This is a genomic window from Qipengyuania sp. GPGPB31, from assembly GCF_038396345.1.
Lineage (GTDB): Bacteria > Pseudomonadota > Alphaproteobacteria > Sphingomonadales > Sphingomonadaceae > Qipengyuania > Qipengyuania citrea.
Map to the genome: position 1 here is coordinate 1,474,058 of NZ_CP149572.1, position 17,546 is coordinate 1,491,603.

Consider the following 17,546-nt stretch of genomic DNA (forward strand, 5'->3'; position numbering starts at 1 on the left):
CTGCCAGCAGGCAAACGGAGACCAAGCATGAACATTACCCAGCTCGCGCTGCTGACCATCGGGGTTTTTGCCCTACTGGCGATCGGGTACATGCTGCTGTCCGGACCGAATGCGAGCAAGGCCAGCCAGCGGCGGCTCGAACAGCTTCGCTATCGCCATTCGCAGAGCACCGATGCCAAGGTCGAATCGCAGTTCAAGAAGGCTATCGCGGCCCGGCGCCCCAAGATGCACCGGGTTGCCGGATCGACGTCACGCGTCGAGGCCCTCGCTAACCGGCTTGACCGCACGGGCAAGGGTTGGACGCTGAGCCAGTATGCCTACGCCTCGATCGGCCTCGGGATCGGCGCTGCCATCCTGCTGTATCTGCGCAGCGGCTCTGTCGGTCTGGCGCTGGCCATCGGTGTCTTTGTCGGCGCGGGCCTGCCGCATTTTATTGTCTCGCGTGCGATCAAGAAACGCACGGCCCAGTTCAATGCCAAATTTCCCGATGCCATCGAACTGCTGGTGCGCGGCCTGCGTTCCGGCCTTCCCGTCACCGAAACGCTTGCCGTGGTGGCGCAGGAGGTACCCGGCCCGGTCGGCGAGGAATTCAAGGGCGTGGTCGAGCGCATCAAGATCGGGCGGACGATGGAGGAAGCACTCCAGCAAACCGCCGATCGGCTCGACATTCCAGAGTTCAACTTTTTCTGCATCACGCTGGCAATCCAGCGTGAGACGGGGGGCAATCTTGCCGAAACGCTGTCGAACCTGTCCGACGTGCTGCGCAAGCGCGCGCAGATGAAGCTCAAGATCAAGGCGATGAGCTCGGAATCCAAAGCTTCCGCCTATATCGTCGGGGCGCTTCCCTTCATCGTTTTCGGCATGATCCTGTGGATCAATCCGTCCTACATCGGCGGGTTCTTCGAAGACGACCGGTTGATTGTCACCGGGCTCGGCGGCTTGGTGTGGATGAGCATCGGCGCCTTCATCATGGCCAAAATGGTCAACTTCGAAATCTGATCGGGGAAGGATAAGCGCAATGGATCCCGCAACCGGCCCCACACTGCTTGGTTTCGACGTTTACATCGTCGGCTCGATCATGGCAGGCATCGCCGCCTTGGCCGTCGTTTTCGCCATTTATACGGCGCTGACGATCAAGGATCCGATGAGCAAGCGCGTCAAGGCGCTCGAAGGCCGCCGCGAAGAGCTCAAGATGGGGCTCGTCACGGCAAGCACGAAGAAGCGCCAGAGCCTCGTCCGCAAGACCGACACCACAGACCGGATCAAGGACACGCTCGGCAGCATGAAAGTGCTGCAGCAAAGCCAGGTCGAAGTCGTTCAGCAAAAGCTGGCGCAGGCCGGTTTCCGCAACAAGGAACTGGCCATCGTCATCATCGGCCTGCGCGCCGTGCTGCCGATCCTCCTGGGCGGTTTCGCCTTCGTCATGCTGTATCTGGTCGAAGTCTACCCCGACTGGCAGATGAAGCGCGTCGGAGCGCTCGCCCTCGCCCTGTTCATTGGCTACAAGGGCCCCGAACTCTATATCAGCAACATCGCCAAGAAGCGTTCGGATGCGATCCGGAAGGGGCTGCCCGACGCGCTCGACCTGCTGGTCATCTGCGCCGAAGCCGGCCTGACCGTCGACGCCGCCTTCAACCGCGTGGCCAAGGAACTCGGCCGCGCCTATCCCGAACTGGGTGACGAATTCGCGCTGACCGCGATCGAATTGTCGTTCCTCAACGAGCGCAAGAAGGCGTTCGACAACCTTGCCTACCGTGTCGATCTCGACGCGGTGAAGGGCGTGGTCACGACCATGATCCAGACCGAACGCTACGGTACGCCGCTGGCATCCGCGCTGCGTGTCCTGTCGGCAGAATTCCGCAACGAACGCATGATGCGCGCCGAAGAGAAGGCAGCACGGCTTCCGGCCATCATGACCGTGCCGCTCATCCTGTTCATCCTGCCGGTGCTGTTCATCGTCATTCTCGGCCCGGCGGCCTGTTCGATCGCCGACGCTTTCAGCGGCGGGATCGGCTAGACCGCACGCTCCCGCGGCAGATGCGACCCGAAAGCCTGGCCGACGCCTAGTCGGCCAGGCTTTCCGCGTCGAAGTCTCCGGCCTGGTCGCGCACGCGGACGAGCATGTCCAGCAGGCTGGCGCGTTCCTCTTCGCTCAGGACCGAGAACAGCTGGCCTTCGATCTTGAGCGCCAGCGGCATGATACCCGCGTGGACCGCGCGCCCTTCCGAGGTCAGTTCGAGCAGGTGCGACCGCCCGTCGCTGGCATTGGGCGATCGCTGCACCAGACCGCGGTCTTCCAGCCGCTTGCAGGCCCGGTTCACGGGTACCTTGTCCATCAGCGTCTGCTGCGAAAGCTGGCGCTGCGTCAGCGCACCGTGATCACCCAGCACGGCCATGATCCGCCACTCGGTGGTCTTCAGCGCGAAGCGCTTGCGATATTGTTCCGCAATCCGCGTCGAAACCGCGTTCGATGCGATCGACAGCTGGTAGGGCAGGAACTCTGCAAGGCGTTGGGCGGGCTGGTGTTTCGGCATGGTGCTACGTTTATAGGACGGCCCTCGCATGGCAAGGCCGTTGCCGATGTAACCTTCACTTCCGGCGCGGCGGCTCAGCGATATTCGGGCTGGTCCCACCAGGGGTAGAAATCGGGCATGTCGCTGCCGACCGTGTCGGGATAGGCCGGCGCGCGCTTCTCGAGGAAGCTGGCGATGCCTTCCTTGGCATCCTCGCTGCGGCTGAGCCGGTATATCGCGCGGCTGTCGATCCGGTGCGCATCCATCGGATGTCCGCCCGCGCCCATCCGCCACAGCATCGCGCGGGTCATCGCCACCGACACGGCCGAGGTGTTGTCGGCAATCTCGCGCGCGATCCCCATCGCAGCATCGAGCAATTCGCCCTGCGGATGGAGCGACCGGACGAGGCCGCGATCGAGCGCCTCCTGCGCATCGAATATGCGCCCGGTCATGCACCATTCGAGCGCGGTCTGCATGCCAACCAGCCGCGGCAGGAACCAGCTCGAGGCGGCTTCGGGCGTGATTCCCCGCCGCGCGAAGACGAAGCCGAAGCGCGCCGTGTCGCTCGCCAGGCGGATGTCGAACGGCAATTGCATCGTCGCGCCGACGCCCACCGCCACCCCGTTGCACGCGCCGATCAAGGGTTTCTTGGAATCGAACAGGCGCAGGGTCAGCCGTCCGCCCCCGTCGCGCACGCGCTCGTCGGACAGGTCGTCGACCGGATTGGGATCGGAGAAGACATGCCCCCCGTCATCGGGCGTGAGATCCGCCCCGGCGCAGAACGCCCTGTCGCCATGTCCGGTCACTACGACCGCGCGCACGCTGTCATCGGCGTCGGTCGTGTCGAGCGCATCGATGAAGTCGGCCATCATCGTGCGGGTGAAGGCGTTCATCTTGTCGGGCCGGTGCAGCGTCACGGTGGCGATGCCGTCGGCGATGTCGAGCTTGATCTGGCTGTAGGACATGGGTTGGTTTTCCTCTCCGGTCATCCCGTCAGGACGGAACGCATGGAACGCGGTCCCGAGGGTCAAATGCAAAGCGCCCCCGCCCGCGCCGTTTTCGGCATGCGGACGGGGGCGCTGGAATAAATCATGCAGGCAAGACTAGGTCTCCCGCCTGCAATGGGAAAGTCGTCTGGCGATCACCGCGGCGCCATGCGGATGGCACCGTCGAGGCGCACGTCTTCGCCGTTGAAGTAGCCGGTCTCGATCATGCACATTGCAAGCTTGGCGTATTCGCCCGGCAGGCCGAGACGCTTGGGGAACGGCACGCTGGCTGCGAGCGCTTCCTTCACCTGCGGCGGCGCGGCATTCATCAGCGGGGTTTCGAAAATGCCCGGCAGGATGGTGTTCACGCGGATGCCTTCCTTCATCAGGTCGCGCGCGATCGGCAGGGTCATGCCGACGACGCCGCCCTTCGATGCCGAATAGGCCGCCTGGCCCATCTGGCCGTCCTCGGCCGCGACCGAGGCGGTATTGACGATCGCACCGCGATTGCCTTCCTCGGTCAGCGGGTCGAGCGTCATCATGCCGGCGGCCGACTTGGCGATGCAGCGGAAGGTGCCGATCAGGTTGACCTGGATGACGAAATCGAAGGCCGACAGCGGGAAATGCTTGATCTCGCCGCTCTGCTTGTCGCGGCTGGCGGTCTTGATCGCATTGCCGATGCCTGCGCAATTGACGAGAATGCGTTCCTGGCCATGCGCTTCGCGCGCCTTGGCGAAACCGGCATCGACGTCCTCGTCGCTGGTCACATTGACCTTGCAGAAGATGCCGCCGATGTCCTTGGCGACGGCTTCGCCCTTCTCTTCGTTCATGTCGAAGATGGCGACCTTGGCGCCCTTGGCGGCCAGCGCACGCGCAGTCGCTTCGCCGAGACCCGATGCACCGCCGGTGACGACGGCGGGGGTTTTGCTACTTACTTCCATGGATTGTCCTCTCAGATTTCAAGTGAATTAGAGCGCCTCGACGATGGTGACATTGGCGACGCCGCCGCCTTCGCACATCGTCTGCAGGCCGTATTTCTTGCCGCGCGCCTTGAGCGCGTGGACCAGCGTGGCCATCAGCTTGGTGCCCGACGCACCAAGCGGGTGGCCCAGCGCGATCGCGCCGCCATTGACGTTGAGCTTGGCGGGATCGGCATCGAGGTGCTTGAGCCATGCCAGCGGCACCGGCGCGAACGCCTCGTTCACCTCATACAGGTCGATATCGCCGATGTTCATGCCCGCGCGCTGGAGCGCACGATCGGTGGCGAACAGCGGTTCTTCGAGCATGATCACCGGATCGCCCGCGGTCACCGTCAGATTGTGGATCCGCGCCAGCGGGGTGAGGCCGTAGTCCTTCAGCGCCTGTTCGCTGACCACCAGTACCGCGCTCGACCCGTCGCAGATCTGGCTGCTGCTGGCTGCGGTGATCTTGCCTTCGGGGCTGAGCAGCTTGACGCCCGCGATGCTGTCCAGCGTGGCGTCGAAGCGAATGCCCTCGTCGACCGTATGGCATTCCTCGCCTTCGGGGGTTTCGATCTCGACGCCGACGATTTCGTTTTCGAAGGCGCCCGACTTGGTCGCTTCGATCGCCTTCTGGTGGCTCGCCAGCGCAAAGCGGTCGAGGTCGTCCTTCGAGAAGCCGTGCTTCTGCGCGATCATTTCCGCGCCCATGAACTGGCTCCACTGGATGCCGGGATATTTCTCCTCGAGGCCGGGCGACTTATAATTGCCTAGACCTTCCTTCATGTGGAACATCGCGGTCGAGCCCATCGGCACGCGGCTCATGCTCTCGACACCCGCGGCGATGACGACGTCTTGCGTGCCGCTCATCACCGCCTGCGCGGCGAACTGAATCGCCTGCTGGCTGGAGCCGCACTGGCGGTCGATCGTGACCGCGGGGACGCCCTCGCCCAGATGCTTGCTCGCCAGCACGGCATTGCGACCGACCTGCATGGCCTGCTCGCCGCCCTGGCTGACGCAGCCCATCACCACGTCATCAACAGCCTTGGCCTCGAGACCGCTGCGCTCCATGACCGCATCGAGCGATGTGGCGGCGAGATCGACCGGGTGCACCCCGGCAAGACGGCCCCCGCGGCGCCCCCCGGCGGTACGGACGGCTTCGACGATATAGGCTTCGGGCATCGACATCCTCATTATAGGTTTTCAAATGGGACCAATTGGGTAAGCCGGGGTTACGTAAACGTCAAGCAGCGCGGGACCGAATGTTTCCGCGATTGCTCCGCCGGCCCGGACGCACGAAAACCGGGCGGGCCGGCGGGTGTGACATCGGCGTCACACCCGCTACGCCAAACCGGCCAAAATGTAACAAAAGCTTTGCATTCACCGCGTCCCTAAAGGCACATGCGACGTTCCACTGGAGGGATCCTGCATCTGCATGGGCGTTAAGTTCGTGCATTTTCTCTATTCCTCCCAGGGGTTCCTTGGAGATCCGACCTCAGGGGTCGGTCGATCAATAGAGGGATTATCAGAGTGAAACTCCAAACCTACTTCAAAGCCAGCGCGGCACCTGCCGCTCTCGGTCTTGCGCTTCTCGCGCAGCCGGCGATGGCACAGGTTGCAACGGAAGCGGAAGAAACTGCCGCTCCCGTCGTGCCTTCGGAAGCAATCGTCGTTACCGGTTCGCGTATCTCGAACCCCAACCTCGAACTGGCCAGCCCGGTCAGCGTCGTCAGCAGCGACGACCTCGAACTCGCCCAGACCAACGTTGCAGAAGAATTCCTGCGCGAACTGCCCTCGGCGGTTCCGAGCGTCGGTTCGGCCGTCAACAACGGCAACGGCGGCTCGAGCTTCGTCAACCTGCGCGGCATCGGCTCCGAGCGTAACCTCGTCCTGCTCGACGGCCGCCGCTTCACGCCGGCCGACACCACCGGCCGCGTCGACCTCAACAACATTCCGCTGGCAGTGATCGAGCGCACGGAAATCCTGACCGGCGGCGCAAGCACCACCTACGGTGCCGACGCAATCGGCGGTGTTGTCAACTTCGTCACCAAGACCGACTTCGAAGGCCTCGAGGCAACCGCTTCGCAGCAGATCACCGAAGAAGGCGACGGCAACGTTTTCCGTGCCGACGTCACCCTGGGTGCCAACTTCGACGATGGCCGCGGTAACGCAGTCCTGAGCATCGGCTACCAGAACCAGGACGCCGTTTACCAGGGCGACCGTGACTTCTCGCTGTTCAACATCGGTTCGTTCTCCGGCACGGGCAGCGGCTCTTCGAACGCAGTTCCCGCGGTCATCGTCGCACCCGATGGTCCCGATGCCGGTACTGCCGGTGTTGTCGGTCAGATCTGTGACGACGGCGTGAACTTCTGCGGTTTCGATCGCCCGTTCAACTTCAACCCGTTCAATATCTTCCTGACGCCGTTCGAACGTTTCAACGTCTATGGTTCGGCGAACTACGAAGTGTCGGACGCTGTCGAAGTGTTCACCCAGGCGGCGTTCTCGAAGAACACCGTTTCGACGATCATCGCTCCGGGCGGTTCGTTCTTCAACACCTATCAGGTGAACCTGAACAACCCGTACATCCCCGAGTCGCTCGCACAGCTGTACGGTGACAACCTTGGCCTGACCGCAGCAGAATACGCTGCAGCCCGGAACAGCCAGTTCGGCCCGACCTTGGCTGACGGCACGGCGAACCCGGATTATGTCCTGGTCACCAGCTCGATCCGTCGTCGTACGCCGGAAGCTGGCACGCGTACTTCGGACTTCACCACAACGCTGTTCAATCTCGTGGGCGGCCTCCGCGGCGACATCACCGATTCGATCGGCTGGGAAGTTTCGGGCGGATACGGTGAAAGCGAACGCATCCAGCGCCAGGGCGGTTTCGCCCGTTTGCAGCGCCTCGAGCAGTCGCTTCTGGCCATTCCCGACGGTGCCGGTGGCGTCCAGTGCGTCGATCCGGCTGGCGGCTGTGCGCCGATCAACCTGTTCGGTCCGCTCGGCGATCTCGGCTCGCAGGAAGCCATCGACTACGTCTTCAACCTGACGCAGCAGGTGATCACCCAGGCCAGCCTGACGCAGGCGCAGGCGATCATCGACGGCGACCTCGGCTTCGGCATTTCGGCTAGCCCGATCTCGTTCGCGCTCGGTGCCGAATACCGCAAGTACACCGCAACCCGCCTGTCGGACGAAGCTTCGCAGACCCCGGGTGCAGTTGTCGGCGGCGGCGGTGCCGCTCCGGACATCAACGGTTCGTACAACGTCAAGGACTTCTTCGGTGAAGTCGCCATCCCCGTCATCGAAGATTCGTTCGTTCGCGATCTGACCCTCGAAGCCGGTGGCCGTTATTCGGACTACTCGACTGCAGGCGGTGAGTTCACCTGGAAGGTCGGCGGTACGCTGACCCCCATCGATGGCATCACCTATCGCGGTAACTACCAGCGTTCGTCGCGTGCACCGAACATCGGTGAACTCTTCACGCCGGTCGTCACCCAGCTGTCGAACCTTGCTGTCGACCCCTGTGCAGGTACCAACCCGGTTGGCAATGCTGCACTGACTGCGGCCTGCGTTTCGCAGATCGTGGCTGGTGGCGCGAGCCAGGCGGCAGCGCAGAGCCTGATCGGCAACATCCTCCAGCCGGCAGCCGGCCAGATCAACATCACCACGGGCGGCAACCCCAATGTTGGCGTTGAAACGGCCACCACCTGGACGGTGGGTGCGGTGTTCGAACCGATGTACAACCTCTCGTTCACGATCGACTACTTCAACATCAAGGTTGAAGACGCGATCACCACGCCGACGGTCAACGACCTTGTCGGTGGGTGTTACGATGCACCGAGCGCAAGCAATCCGTTCTGCTCGCTCATCCTTCGTAGCGCGACTACCGGTGGTCTCGACGGTTCGCCGAACGAAGTTCCCGGGCTGCTGCTCAGCCTGTCGAACCTCGGCACGATCAAGACGGATGGTATCGACGTCAGCATGCGTTATCGCACGAGCCTGACCGACGATATCGGCTTCCGGTTCTCGACCGACGGCACGTGGACGAACCGCAACGAATTCCAGGCAACCCCGACCTCGGTCAACCGTGAGTGCGTGAGCTACTACTCGGTGAACTGTGGCTCGATCCAGCCTGAGTTCGTGTTCAACACCCGCGCAACCTTCTCGTTCTACGACGAGCTGGATGTCTCGCTGCTGTGGCGCTACCTCGACGGTGTCGAGTACGAACCCCTTCAGCGTGCGGAAAGCGGCGACGCTTTCGTCGGCGTTCTTGACGAAAGCGCTGGTCCGGTTGCTGGTCAGGAAGTGGACTTCAACACCATCGGTGCCGAAAGCTACTTCGACCTGAGCCTGCGCTGGGCGGCTGCCGAGAACTTCGAGTTCGTCGTCACCGTGCAGAACCTGCTCGACAACAAGCCGACCATCGTTGGCTCGGACATCGGTTCGACCGCGTACAACTCGGGTAACATCTACCCGTCGACCTACGACGCCCTCGGCCGTCGTTACGCGGCTGCCGTGAAGCTTCGCTTCTAGTCGCATCGACACGATGAAATGAGTGGGGGCGGTGCCGATGGCGCCGCCCCCATTTGTTTGTCCGGGCCGTATTCGACTTCGCCGATCGGCCGGGACGACAATATCCGTGCGAACGCACCGGCCTGCTACGGGTTTTGACTTACCTGCTTGCTGTGTTACGTTACCGTCAATCTTGATGGGAGGTAAGTTTGCGCAAGTTAATGGCCGTTACACTGGTTCCGCTCGCCGTACTGGCCGCGCCTGCGGCTGCGCAGGAGGCGGGCGAGACATCGAGCCAGGAAGAAGGCGAGGCACAGATCACCGACAAACAACATCCCGATTATACGGTCTGCCGGACCGAATCTGTCATCGGCTCGCGCGCCAAGAAACGCCGTGTCTGCCTGACCAATCGGGAATGGGCACGCGTCGCACGCGAAGGCCGAAGCCTGGCGAGCGCTATGGCGGAGAAGAATTCTTCCGGGCTGATCACGAACTGAATTTTGGGCTCTCACCGTGCATGGCGAGCGGCGTGAGCCTGAGCGAAGGCTCCCCGGACTCTTATGATGAGCCAATCCGGTTTGGCCGGCAAGATGCGAGCAGGAGGACCTATCTATGACGAGACTGCCTTTCCAGAAAGCAACGATGGTGCTCGGAGCGCTTGTGCTGCCCTTTGGTGCTGGCCTCGCGGCCCAGGGAGGCGAGACGCAGGATCAGTCCCCCGAAGCGGAAGCGGTGACCGAACAGAAAGCCAAGACTAGCGACAGGATGATCTGCAAGACTGTCCGCAGCGTTCGTTCGCGTGCAATCAAGAACGAAGTTTGCATGACGAAGAAGCAGTGGCTTGCCGCAGCTCGTCAGGGCAATGGTCTCGCACGCTCGATCGTGAGGGGTGCGGCGAGTGGCCAGTGGGATGTCCTGGACCGCGACGATGGCGCCACCTGAGCCCTGCGTCTCAGCGCAAGGCGGAGGACACCGGCGCGACATCGAGTCCGATGCCGTCCGCCACCACCCTCACCCATTCGGCGACCTTGGCGATCTCGTCGCTGTTGGCCTCGCGCGTCGCGGCGATTTGCCGCTCGCGGTCGCTGCGGGAATAGGACGTCGATTCCTTCGAGTTTCGCGTGAAAGCCGGTCCGGCTGCGATCGCCGCGCTATCTTCGGGGTCAGGGTGCAATTCGAAGCGAGCGTAGAATTTCGCAACCGTCTCGGCCGGTTCCGCCAACAGGCTGCGGCTGTCGCAGATCCCGAGACGCCCGGCGCCGAACCGGTCCTGCATTTTCCGGTAAATTGAATGGTGCGAAAGCCACCCCAGGCCGGCGACCTGCAGATCGGTCAGTTCGAACATCTCATCGGGCGCAAATTGCTGCGCCAGAACGCCATCCTGCATCTGGCCGATCATTGCCTGTCGCACCCAGCGGCGTCCCCACAGGCCCTTTACCGCGATCGACGCGAGGAAATCTTCGATCGGCGCATAGAGCAGGATCGCATGTGCATCCGCGCGCAGACCCATGATGGCAGGCGCGAGTGAGTTCACGATATTAGAGGGTTTGACCACGACCGCGCGGTCATCGCCGAACGGCCGCGCGAGCAGCGCAAGCGCCACATCGAGTACCGCGGCGATCTTTTCCGGCTGAGCCCCTCGCCGCCGCCAACCGACGACGTCGTTGAGCACCACCGGCTCGACCAGCCCCATCGAATAGCCGGGGGCATCGAACATGCGTGCCACCAGGGTCGAACAGCAATAGGCCGAATGGAACACGAAGTGGATCGGAGCTGCGGGCAGGGCCCGCCGGTCGATCCGTTCAAGCGGTATGACGCGTTCCGCTCCGGTATCCGGCAGATGCTCGTCGGTCAGGAACGCGGCCTCGCGTTGCACGTCGCGCGGGACATGCCGAAAGCGGAAGCTGCCGTTCGTCTCGTCATAACGATGCGGCAGCCATTCCGCATCCTGCAGGATATCCTGATCTGTGATCATGGTGCGGTGGGCCTGCCCTCAGCGGATGCGGGTCACGCCCTTGAACCCCGTCTTGTCCGCAATTCGCACGCGATATCCGCCGGTAGCGCTTTCGCTGATCGTCACCTCCAACCCGACGCGGAAGCGCGCCCGCAGACCGCCGCTCGAGAGCACCTGCCAGACCTGTCCGTTGTCGAGCGCGATCGTCGTTTGCCCGGTCCGCAGGTTCGCATCCACCGCCGCGATCGTCGCGGTGAGTTCGGCCATCCGGGACCCCGAGGAATCCACCGGAAGGCCGAACCGTTCGCGCCGGTATTGCCGGCGCTTTTCCTGCAACTCCTCGTCCACCCCGTACTGCGTGTCGAGCGCCTGGTCGTAGCACGCCAGCCGCTCGTCATCGCTGCCGATGGCGCGGCAGTCGAGCAGTGCCTCGGAGGGCGCGTCCTGCGCCGACGTCACTGCCGGGAACGCCAGGGTGCATATCGCTGCAAGCCCGGCGGAAGCCGCGCCCATGCACCAGGAGCGATTGCCCATCGTGCGCGAACCTGCGCGTGATGAGGCCAGACGATCAGGACGAAGCAGCATGCATTGATTTCCTAGAAAGCGTGGGCGTCAGAACCGCCACGAGACTATCAGATCGCAGCCCGCCGACAAGCCGCGGCGCACGGTCGGGACCGGTGATTGTCGTGCAGATGGATGCCTCTGTAGCAAATGATGTGTCATTTTCATTGCAGTTCGGGGCAAACCTCATGCGAGTTTTCCCTTACGGAAGCTAAAGCATTGCCACGTTCGGAAGTTTTGGTTCTCATGCACGCGTGCAATCATGCACGGTCGCAATCAGGGAACCACAACATGACCTCCACCCCCCGTTCGCACGGGGCCGGCGGCTTGCGCTCTTCACGAGCGCGGGTATCGCCGCCCTGGCCGTTTCGACACCTGCCTTCGCGCAGGATGCCGACGACACCATCGTCGACGAACAGGCCGCAGCCGCTCCCGAGGCCGATAATGCCATCGTCGTGACGGGTTCGCGTATCCGCCGCCCCAACCGCGACACGCTCGAGCCCTCGATCGTCGTCAACGCCGACCAGATCGAAGAACGCGGTCTGACCAATGTCGGCGAAGTGCTCAACGAACAGCCCGCTTTCGGTCCGCCCGCCAGCAGCGCGGTCGGCGGCCAGTCGGGTTCCTTCGGTTCGGGCCAGAGCTTCATCAACTTCTTCGGTCTGGGCTCGCAGCGCACGCTGACGCTGGTCAACAGCCGCCGCTACGTCAGCTCGAACACCGCTTCGATCTTCGGCCCCGTGGCAGCCGGTTCGCAGGTCGATCTCAACACGATCCCCACGCTGATGGTCGACCGTCTTGAAACCATCGCCGTCGGCGGCGCACCGATTTACGGTGCCGATGCCATCGCCGGCACCGTGAACATCATCCTCAAGGACCGCTTCGAAGGCGTCCGCTTCGACGCGCAGATGGGCATTGCCGAGGAAGGCGATGCGCAAGAATACCGTCTGGGTGCAATGGTTGGCACCAGCTTCGCCGATGGTCGCGGCAACGTGGTTGCAGCGGTCGAGTACAACAACACCGAAGGCCTGCTGTACACCGATCGTGAACGCACGGCACAGGGGCTGTTCTACGCCGCTCCCAATGATCCGAACTCGCCGTTCGACAACGTCGTCATCAGCGATCGCCGTATCCCGATCCTCAGCGAATTCGGCGCTCCGACGACTGCCGATATCGTCCCCGGCTTCGGCTTCGACATCACCGACGGCAGCGGCAACACGCTGGTGTTCGATGCCAATGGCAACCTCACGCCGCTGGACTTCGGCGAACGCTACGGTGTGGTGAACTCCGCCGGCGGCAACGGCTTCAGCCTTCTCCCGGTCTCGAACCTGCTCTCGCCGGTCGAGCGCTATCTCGGCGCGCTCACCGCTACCTACGACGTAACCGATTCGATCACGGCCTTCCTCGAAGGACAGTACGCCAATTCGAAGGGTACCGAACTGCGCTCGCAGCCGGTTTACAACACCTGGCTGTTCGACGATGCGGGCACGCCCGACGGCAATCTGATCGTGCCGTTGAGCAACCCGTTCCTGTCGGACGAAGCCCGTGCAACCATTGGCGCGCAGCTTCCCGCGGGCCAGGACTTCTTCTACCTCGGCCGCGCCAACACCGACCTGATCGCCGGTGAAGGCTCGTCGGAAGTCGAAGTCTATCGTGTTGTCGCCGGTCTGCGTGGCGATTTCTACCTCGGTTCGCGCAATCTGAACTGGGAAGTCTCGGGCCTCTACGGTCGTTCGCGTACCGAAGGTCGCAGCCGCGAACTGGTGCAGCAGAACTTCGAGAACGCCCTGGCTGGCTGCCCGGCTGGAGCAGACAGTTCGCCGATCGCGACGATCAGCGACATCTGCGCCCCGTTCAACCCGTTCGGCAACCAGAACACGCAGGCCGTGGCGGATTACGTCACGACTATCGCCAACCCGACCGCGACCAACGAACAGTATGATTTCATCGCCACCATCGGCGGCGACCTGTTCAATATCTGGAGCGGCCCGGTCGGTTTCTCGATCGGTTACGAGCACCGTGACGAATCGGCGGACTTCGATCCGGGTGCGTTCTTCTTCGGCCAGCCCGACCCGGCCGACCCGGATGCACCGCGCACCCAGTTCGGTCGCTCGATCCCGATCGATCCGGTCTCGGGTTCGTACAACACCGACGAAGTGTTCGGCGAACTCCAGATCCCGCTTGTTTCGCCGACGATGGACGTTCCGTTCGTCAACCTGCTCGAAGCCAAGGGCGCCATTCGTTACGTCGATAACTCGCTCACCGGCGGGGATATCACCTGGACGGCCGGCGGGCGCTGGAAGCCGGTTGAAGATTTCGCGATCCGCGGCAACTTCACCCGTTCGATCCGCGCACCTGCGATCACCGAACTGTTCAACCCGAACAGCGCGATCTTCACCACCGCGGACGATCCGTGCGATGCACGTTTCATCAACGCTGGACCGAACCCGGCCCAGCGTGCGGCGAACTGTGCTGCGGACGGACTGCCGGCCAATTTCACCTCGAACATCGTCGACTTCACGACGCGCGGTTCGCTTTCGGGCAACACCGAACTCGAGAATGAAACGGCCGACAGCTGGACCATCGGTGCGGTTTTCACACCGACCTTCGCTCCGGGCCTGACCCTGTCGGTCGACTGGGTCGATATCGCTCTCGAAGGCGCGATCCAGAGTGTGAACGCCGAAGGCACGCTGGAAGCATGCTACGATGCCAACGACTTCCCCAACTCGGCTTGCGATCGCATCGATCGCGACGGGGCGGGCCAGGTCGAATTCATCCGCACCGGCTACCTCAATGTCGCATCCTATGACTATCAGGGTGTGATTGCGGACCTGCGCTGGACCGAGGCAACGCCGTTCCTCGGCGCTGACAGCCGCATCAGCCTGCGTGGTTCGTACCAGTACATCGACAAGCTCGAGCAGCAGGTCGGGACGGGCGATCTCTCGACGTTCCGTGGAAGCCCGGGCTATTCGAAGCACCAGGCTACCGTCGGCGTGACTTACGAGAACAACGGTTTCGGCGCATTCACGCAGATCCAGTACATCGGCGAAAACGTCGTTGATCCGGATGCGGCACCGACCTCGTACCAGTTCTTCGAGCGCGACGAGATCGTTTACATGGACGCTGGCATCAGCTTCCGCACCGAAAACGACTTCACCTTCCGCTTCATCGTCGAGAACCTGTTCGACCGTAGCGCGCCCTACCCGGCGCCGACCGGTGGTGGCCTGACCACCTATTTCGACGGGATCATGGGTCGCTACTTCAAGGTAGCCGCAACATTCGGCTTCTGATCCAGATCGGAATCCTAAAAGAAAGGGCCCCGGGAAACCGGGGCCCTTTTTCGTTTCCGCATCGGGTCCGACGCGGTCAGGTGATCGTCATCGCCAGTTCGCCGTCGCCTTCGTCGATCGCGACCTTTGCGCCATCGGGCACCTTGCCGGCGAGGATCATGTCCGCCAGCGGGTCCTGCACGTAGCGCTGCACCGCGCGCTTGAGAGGGCGCGCGCCATAGACCGGGTCGTAACCCACGCGGCCGAGCCATTTCTTCGCCGCCTCGGTCAGGTCGAGCACGATCTTGCGATCCTTCAGGAGCTTCTGCACCCGCGCGACCTGGATATCGACGATCGGCGCCATGTGCTCATGCGCAAGCCGGTGGAACAGGATGATCTCGTCCAGCCGGTTGAGGAACTCGGGGCGGAAATGCCCGCGCACCACGTCCATCACCTGCGGTTCGACATCCTCGACCTTCTGGCCGTCGTCCATATTGGCGAGATACTGGCTGCCGAGGTTCGAGGTCAGGATGATCAGCGTGTTGCTGAAATCGACCACGCGGCCCTGCCCGTCGGTCAGCCGCCCGTCGTCGAGCACCTGCAGCAGCACGTTGAAGACGTCGCTATGCGCCTTCTCGACTTCGTCGAACAGCACCACCTGGTAGGGGCGCCGGCGCACCGCTTCGGTCAGCACGCCGCCTTCCTCGTAACCGACATAGCCTGGAGGCGCGCCGATCAGCCGGGCAACCGCGTGCTTCTCCATGAACTCGCTCATGTCGATGCGCACCATCGCGCTGTCGTCGTCGAACAGGAAGCCGGCAAGCGCCTTGGTCAGTTCGGTCTTGCCCACGCCGGTCGGCCCGAGGAACAGGAAGCTGCCCAGCGGGCGCCCCGGATCCTGGAGGCCCGCGCGCGCGCGGCGCGCGGCCTTGGACACCGCGTCGATCGCCTGGCTCTGGCCGATCACCCGCTTGGCGAGGATGTTCTCCATGTCGAGCAACTTCTCGCGCTCGCCTTCCATCATCCGGTCGACCGGAATACCGGTCCAGCGGCTGACGACACCGGCGATATCGTCTTCGGTGACCTCTTCCTTGAGCAGCGCATTATCGGTGTGGCCCGAGGCTTCCGCGAGCTTCTTCTCCAGCTCGGGGATTCGCCCGTATTGCAGCTCGCCCGCCTTCTGCAGGTCGCCGCCGCGCTGCGCCTGTTCGAGTTCGATCCGCGCCTGGTCGAGGTCTTCCTTGATCCGCGCTTCGGCGTGGATCTTGTCGCGTTCGTTCTGCCAGCGCGTGGTCAGCTCGCTCGATTGCTGTTCGAGTTCGGACAGTTCCTTGCGCAGGTTTTCGAGCCGGTCCTTCGACGCGGTGTCGGTTTCCTTCTGCAGCGCCTGTTCCTCGATCCGCAGCTGGATGATGCGGCGGTCGAGGTTCTCGATTTCCTCGGGCTTGCTTTCAACTTCCATGCGGATGCGGCTGGCGGCCTCGTCCATCAGGTCGATCGCCTTGTCGGGCAGGAAGCGGTTCTGGATATAGCGGTTGGACAGCTGCGCCGCAGCGACGATCGCGCCATCGGTGATGCGCACACCGTGGTGCAGTTCGTACTTGTCCTTGATCCCGCGCAGGATCGATACCGTGTCCTCGACGCTGGGCTCGTCGATGAAAACCGGCTGGAAGCGCCGCTGCAGCGCGGGGTCCTTCTCGACATATTTCTGGTATTCGTCGAGCGTGGTCGCGCCGATGCAATGCAGTTCGCCGCGGCTGAGCGCGGGCTTGAGCAGATTGCCCGCATCCATGCTGCCCTCGCTTGCGCCGGCACCGATCAGCGTGTGCATTTCGTCGATGAACAGGATGATCTGCCCCTCGGCGCCCTTCACTTCGTCGAGCACCGCCTTGAGCCGTTCCTCGAACTCGCCGCGGTACTTCGCGCCGGCGATGAGCGAGCCCATGTCGAGCGCCATCAGAGTGCGGCCCTTGAGGCTGTCGGGGACATCGCCATTGGCGATACGCAGCGCGAGGCCTTCGGCGATCGCGGTCTTGCCGGTGCCGGGTTCGCCGATCAGCGCGGGATTGTTCTTGGTCCGGCGCGCGAGGATCTGCACGGTGCGGCGGATTTCCTCGTCGCGGCCGATGACCGGGTCGAGCTTGCCGTCGCGCGCTGCCTGCGTCAGGTCGCGGGCGTATTTCTTCATCGCGTCGTAGCTTTCTTCCGCGCCCGCGCTGTCGGCGGTGCGGCCGCCGGTCACTTCCTGGATCGCGGCCTCGAGCGCCTTGGCGTCGATCCCTGCCGCTTTCAGCGCCTTACCGGCGTCATTGTCGGCCAGTGCAAGCGCCTGCAGCAACCGCTGGACGGGGACGAAGCTGTCGCCGGCCTTTTCCGCCAGCTGTTCGGCGCTGTCGAGCGCGCGCACCGCGTCATTGTCGAGCCCCGGGGTCGCCTGCGCCCCACCGCCCGAAACCGCCGGCACCTTGGCCAGCGCGTTGTCGACTTCGGTAATCGCCACGCCCGGATTGCCGCCCGCACGCTGGATCAGCTGCGCGGCCATGCCCTGTTCGTCGTCGAGCAGCGCCTTGAGCAGGTGCGACGGCGAAATCCGCTGGTGGTTCAAGCGGATGGCAACGGTCTGCGCGGCCTGCAGGAAACCCTTGGCGCGGTCGGTGAACTTTTCGAGATTCATGCAAACACCCCAATCACAAATTACCGTCCGAATATGGTGTTGCGATTATGCAACACAAGACCTCGCTGCAAATAAACGAGGTGTGTTAGTCGGATATAGGGGTGCCGCGCAGCTTGTGAAG

Annotated in this window: 13 protein-coding genes; 6 read left to right on the top strand and 7 right to left on the bottom strand. The window is 63.2% G+C overall.

The window, feature by feature from the left end; translation table 11 throughout:
- Window positions 1-27: 27 nt before the first annotated feature.
- Together WKH79_RS07545 and WKH79_RS07550 are read left to right on the top strand one after the other, a co-directional pair.
- Window positions 28-999 (top strand): type II secretion system F family protein, encoded by a 972-nt coding sequence (locus tag WKH79_RS07545; RefSeq protein WP_050600787.1) that lies wholly within the window; start codon window positions 28-30, stop codon window positions 997-999.
- A gap of 19 nt (window positions 1,000-1,018) precedes the next feature.
- On the top strand, window positions 1,019-2,017 hold the full coding sequence (locus WKH79_RS07550) for a type II secretion system F family protein (RefSeq protein WP_341858497.1): 999 nt from the start codon (window positions 1,019-1,021) through the stop codon (window positions 2,015-2,017).
- Between the two features lie 46 nt (window positions 2,018-2,063).
- Here the strand turns inward: WKH79_RS07550 and WKH79_RS07555 are convergent, their stop codons facing one another.
- The 4 genes from WKH79_RS07555 to WKH79_RS07570 all read right to left on the bottom strand — a co-directional run bounded on the left by WKH79_RS07555 (window position 2,064) and on the right by WKH79_RS07570 (window position 5,640).
- Window positions 2,064-2,534: a MarR family transcriptional regulator gene (locus WKH79_RS07555; protein ID WP_050600789.1), complete on the bottom strand. Its 471-nt coding sequence runs from the start codon at window positions 2,532-2,534 to the stop codon at window positions 2,064-2,066.
- A gap of 74 nt (window positions 2,535-2,608) precedes the next feature.
- Window positions 2,609-3,478 carry a crotonase/enoyl-CoA hydratase family protein gene (locus WKH79_RS07560; RefSeq protein ID WP_341860100.1) on the bottom strand — a complete coding sequence of 290 codons (870 nt, stop codon included), beginning with the start codon at window positions 3,476-3,478 and terminating at the stop codon, window positions 2,609-2,611.
- Between the two features lie 176 nt (window positions 3,479-3,654).
- The gene (locus WKH79_RS07565) at window positions 3,655-4,440 is read right to left on the bottom strand and encodes an SDR family NAD(P)-dependent oxidoreductase (protein ID WP_050600790.1); all 786 of its coding nucleotides are present in this window, start codon (window positions 4,438-4,440) and stop codon (window positions 3,655-3,657) included.
- Between the two features lie 27 nt (window positions 4,441-4,467).
- Window positions 4,468-5,640 carry an acetyl-CoA C-acetyltransferase gene (locus WKH79_RS07570; RefSeq protein ID WP_341860101.1) on the bottom strand — a complete coding sequence of 391 codons (1,173 nt, stop codon included), beginning with the start codon at window positions 5,638-5,640 and terminating at the stop codon, window positions 4,468-4,470.
- Window positions 5,641-5,988: 348 nt separating this feature from the next.
- Here WKH79_RS07570 and WKH79_RS07575 point away from each other — a divergent pair, with 348 nt between their 5' ends.
- The 3 genes from WKH79_RS07575 to WKH79_RS07585 all read left to right on the top strand — a co-directional run bounded on the left by WKH79_RS07575 (window position 5,989) and on the right by WKH79_RS07585 (window position 9,909).
- Window positions 5,989-8,988, top strand: coding sequence for a TonB-dependent receptor (locus WKH79_RS07575; protein ID WP_341858498.1), 3,000 nt, complete (start codon window positions 5,989-5,991; stop codon window positions 8,986-8,988).
- A 200-nt stretch (window positions 8,989-9,188) separates the two neighbouring features.
- Window positions 9,189-9,464: a hypothetical protein gene (locus tag WKH79_RS07580; protein ID WP_341858499.1), complete on the top strand. Its 276-nt coding sequence runs from the start codon at window positions 9,189-9,191 to the stop codon at window positions 9,462-9,464.
- Window positions 9,465-9,579: 115 nt separating this feature from the next.
- Window positions 9,580-9,909 carry a hypothetical protein gene (locus tag WKH79_RS07585; protein WP_341858500.1) on the top strand — a complete coding sequence of 110 codons (330 nt, stop codon included), beginning with the start codon at window positions 9,580-9,582 and terminating at the stop codon, window positions 9,907-9,909.
- Window positions 9,910-9,919: 10 nt separating this feature from the next.
- Here WKH79_RS07585 and WKH79_RS07590 read toward each other — a convergent pair whose 3' ends face one another.
- Window positions 9,920-10,942, bottom strand: a complete 1,023-nt coding sequence (locus WKH79_RS07590) for a hypothetical protein (protein WP_341858501.1) — start codon at window positions 10,940-10,942, stop codon at window positions 9,920-9,922.
- Window positions 10,943-10,960: 18 nt separating this feature from the next.
- Window positions 10,961-11,506: a hypothetical protein gene (locus WKH79_RS07595; RefSeq protein WP_160765831.1), complete on the bottom strand. Its 546-nt coding sequence runs from the start codon at window positions 11,504-11,506 to the stop codon at window positions 10,961-10,963.
- A 230-nt stretch (window positions 11,507-11,736) separates the two neighbouring features.
- On the opposite strand from WKH79_RS07595, the gene WKH79_RS07600 reads away from it, so the two are divergent.
- The gene (locus WKH79_RS07600; RefSeq protein ID WP_341858502.1) at window positions 11,737-14,772 is read left to right on the top strand and encodes a TonB-dependent receptor; all 3,036 of its coding nucleotides are present in this window, start codon (window positions 11,737-11,739) and stop codon (window positions 14,770-14,772) included.
- A gap of 76 nt (window positions 14,773-14,848) precedes the next feature.
- On the opposite strand, the gene clpB is transcribed toward WKH79_RS07600, so the two are convergent.
- The gene (gene clpB, locus WKH79_RS07605; RefSeq protein ID WP_341858503.1) at window positions 14,849-17,425 is read right to left on the bottom strand and encodes an ATP-dependent chaperone ClpB; all 2,577 of its coding nucleotides are present in this window, start codon (window positions 17,423-17,425) and stop codon (window positions 14,849-14,851) included.
- Window positions 17,426-17,546: the final 121 nt, after the last annotated feature.

Excerpts from the sequence above, each read along its gene's own strand:
- WKH79_RS07545 (WP_050600787.1), top strand. The coding sequence starts at position 28 with ATGAACATTACCCAGCTCGCGCTGCTGACCATCGGGGTTTTTGCCCTA.
- WKH79_RS07550 (WP_341858497.1), top strand. The coding sequence starts at position 1,019 with ATGGATCCCGCAACCGGCCCCACACTGCTTGGTTTCGACGTTTACATC.
- WKH79_RS07555 (WP_050600789.1), bottom strand. The coding sequence starts at position 2,534 with ATGCCGAAACACCAGCCCGCCCAACGCCTTGCAGAGTTCCTGCCCTAC.
- WKH79_RS07560 (WP_341860100.1), bottom strand. The coding sequence starts at position 3,478 with ATGTCCTACAGCCAGATCAAGCTCGACATCGCCGACGGCATCGCCACC.
- WKH79_RS07565 (WP_050600790.1), bottom strand. The coding sequence starts at position 4,440 with ATGGAAGTAAGTAGCAAAACCCCCGCCGTCGTCACCGGCGGTGCATCG.
- WKH79_RS07570 (WP_341860101.1), bottom strand. The coding sequence starts at position 5,640 with ATGCCCGAAGCCTATATCGTCGAAGCCGTCCGTACCGCCGGGGGGCGC.
- WKH79_RS07580 (WP_341858499.1), top strand. The coding sequence starts at position 9,189 with ATGGCCGTTACACTGGTTCCGCTCGCCGTACTGGCCGCGCCTGCGGCT.
- WKH79_RS07585 (WP_341858500.1), top strand. The coding sequence starts at position 9,580 with ATGACGAGACTGCCTTTCCAGAAAGCAACGATGGTGCTCGGAGCGCTT.
- WKH79_RS07590 (WP_341858501.1), bottom strand. The coding sequence starts at position 10,942 with ATGATCACAGATCAGGATATCCTGCAGGATGCGGAATGGCTGCCGCAT.
- WKH79_RS07595 (WP_160765831.1), bottom strand. The coding sequence starts at position 11,506 with ATGCTGCTTCGTCCTGATCGTCTGGCCTCATCACGCGCAGGTTCGCGC.
- clpB (WP_341858503.1), bottom strand. The coding sequence starts at position 17,425 with ATGAATCTCGAAAAGTTCACCGACCGCGCCAAGGGTTTCCTGCAGGCC.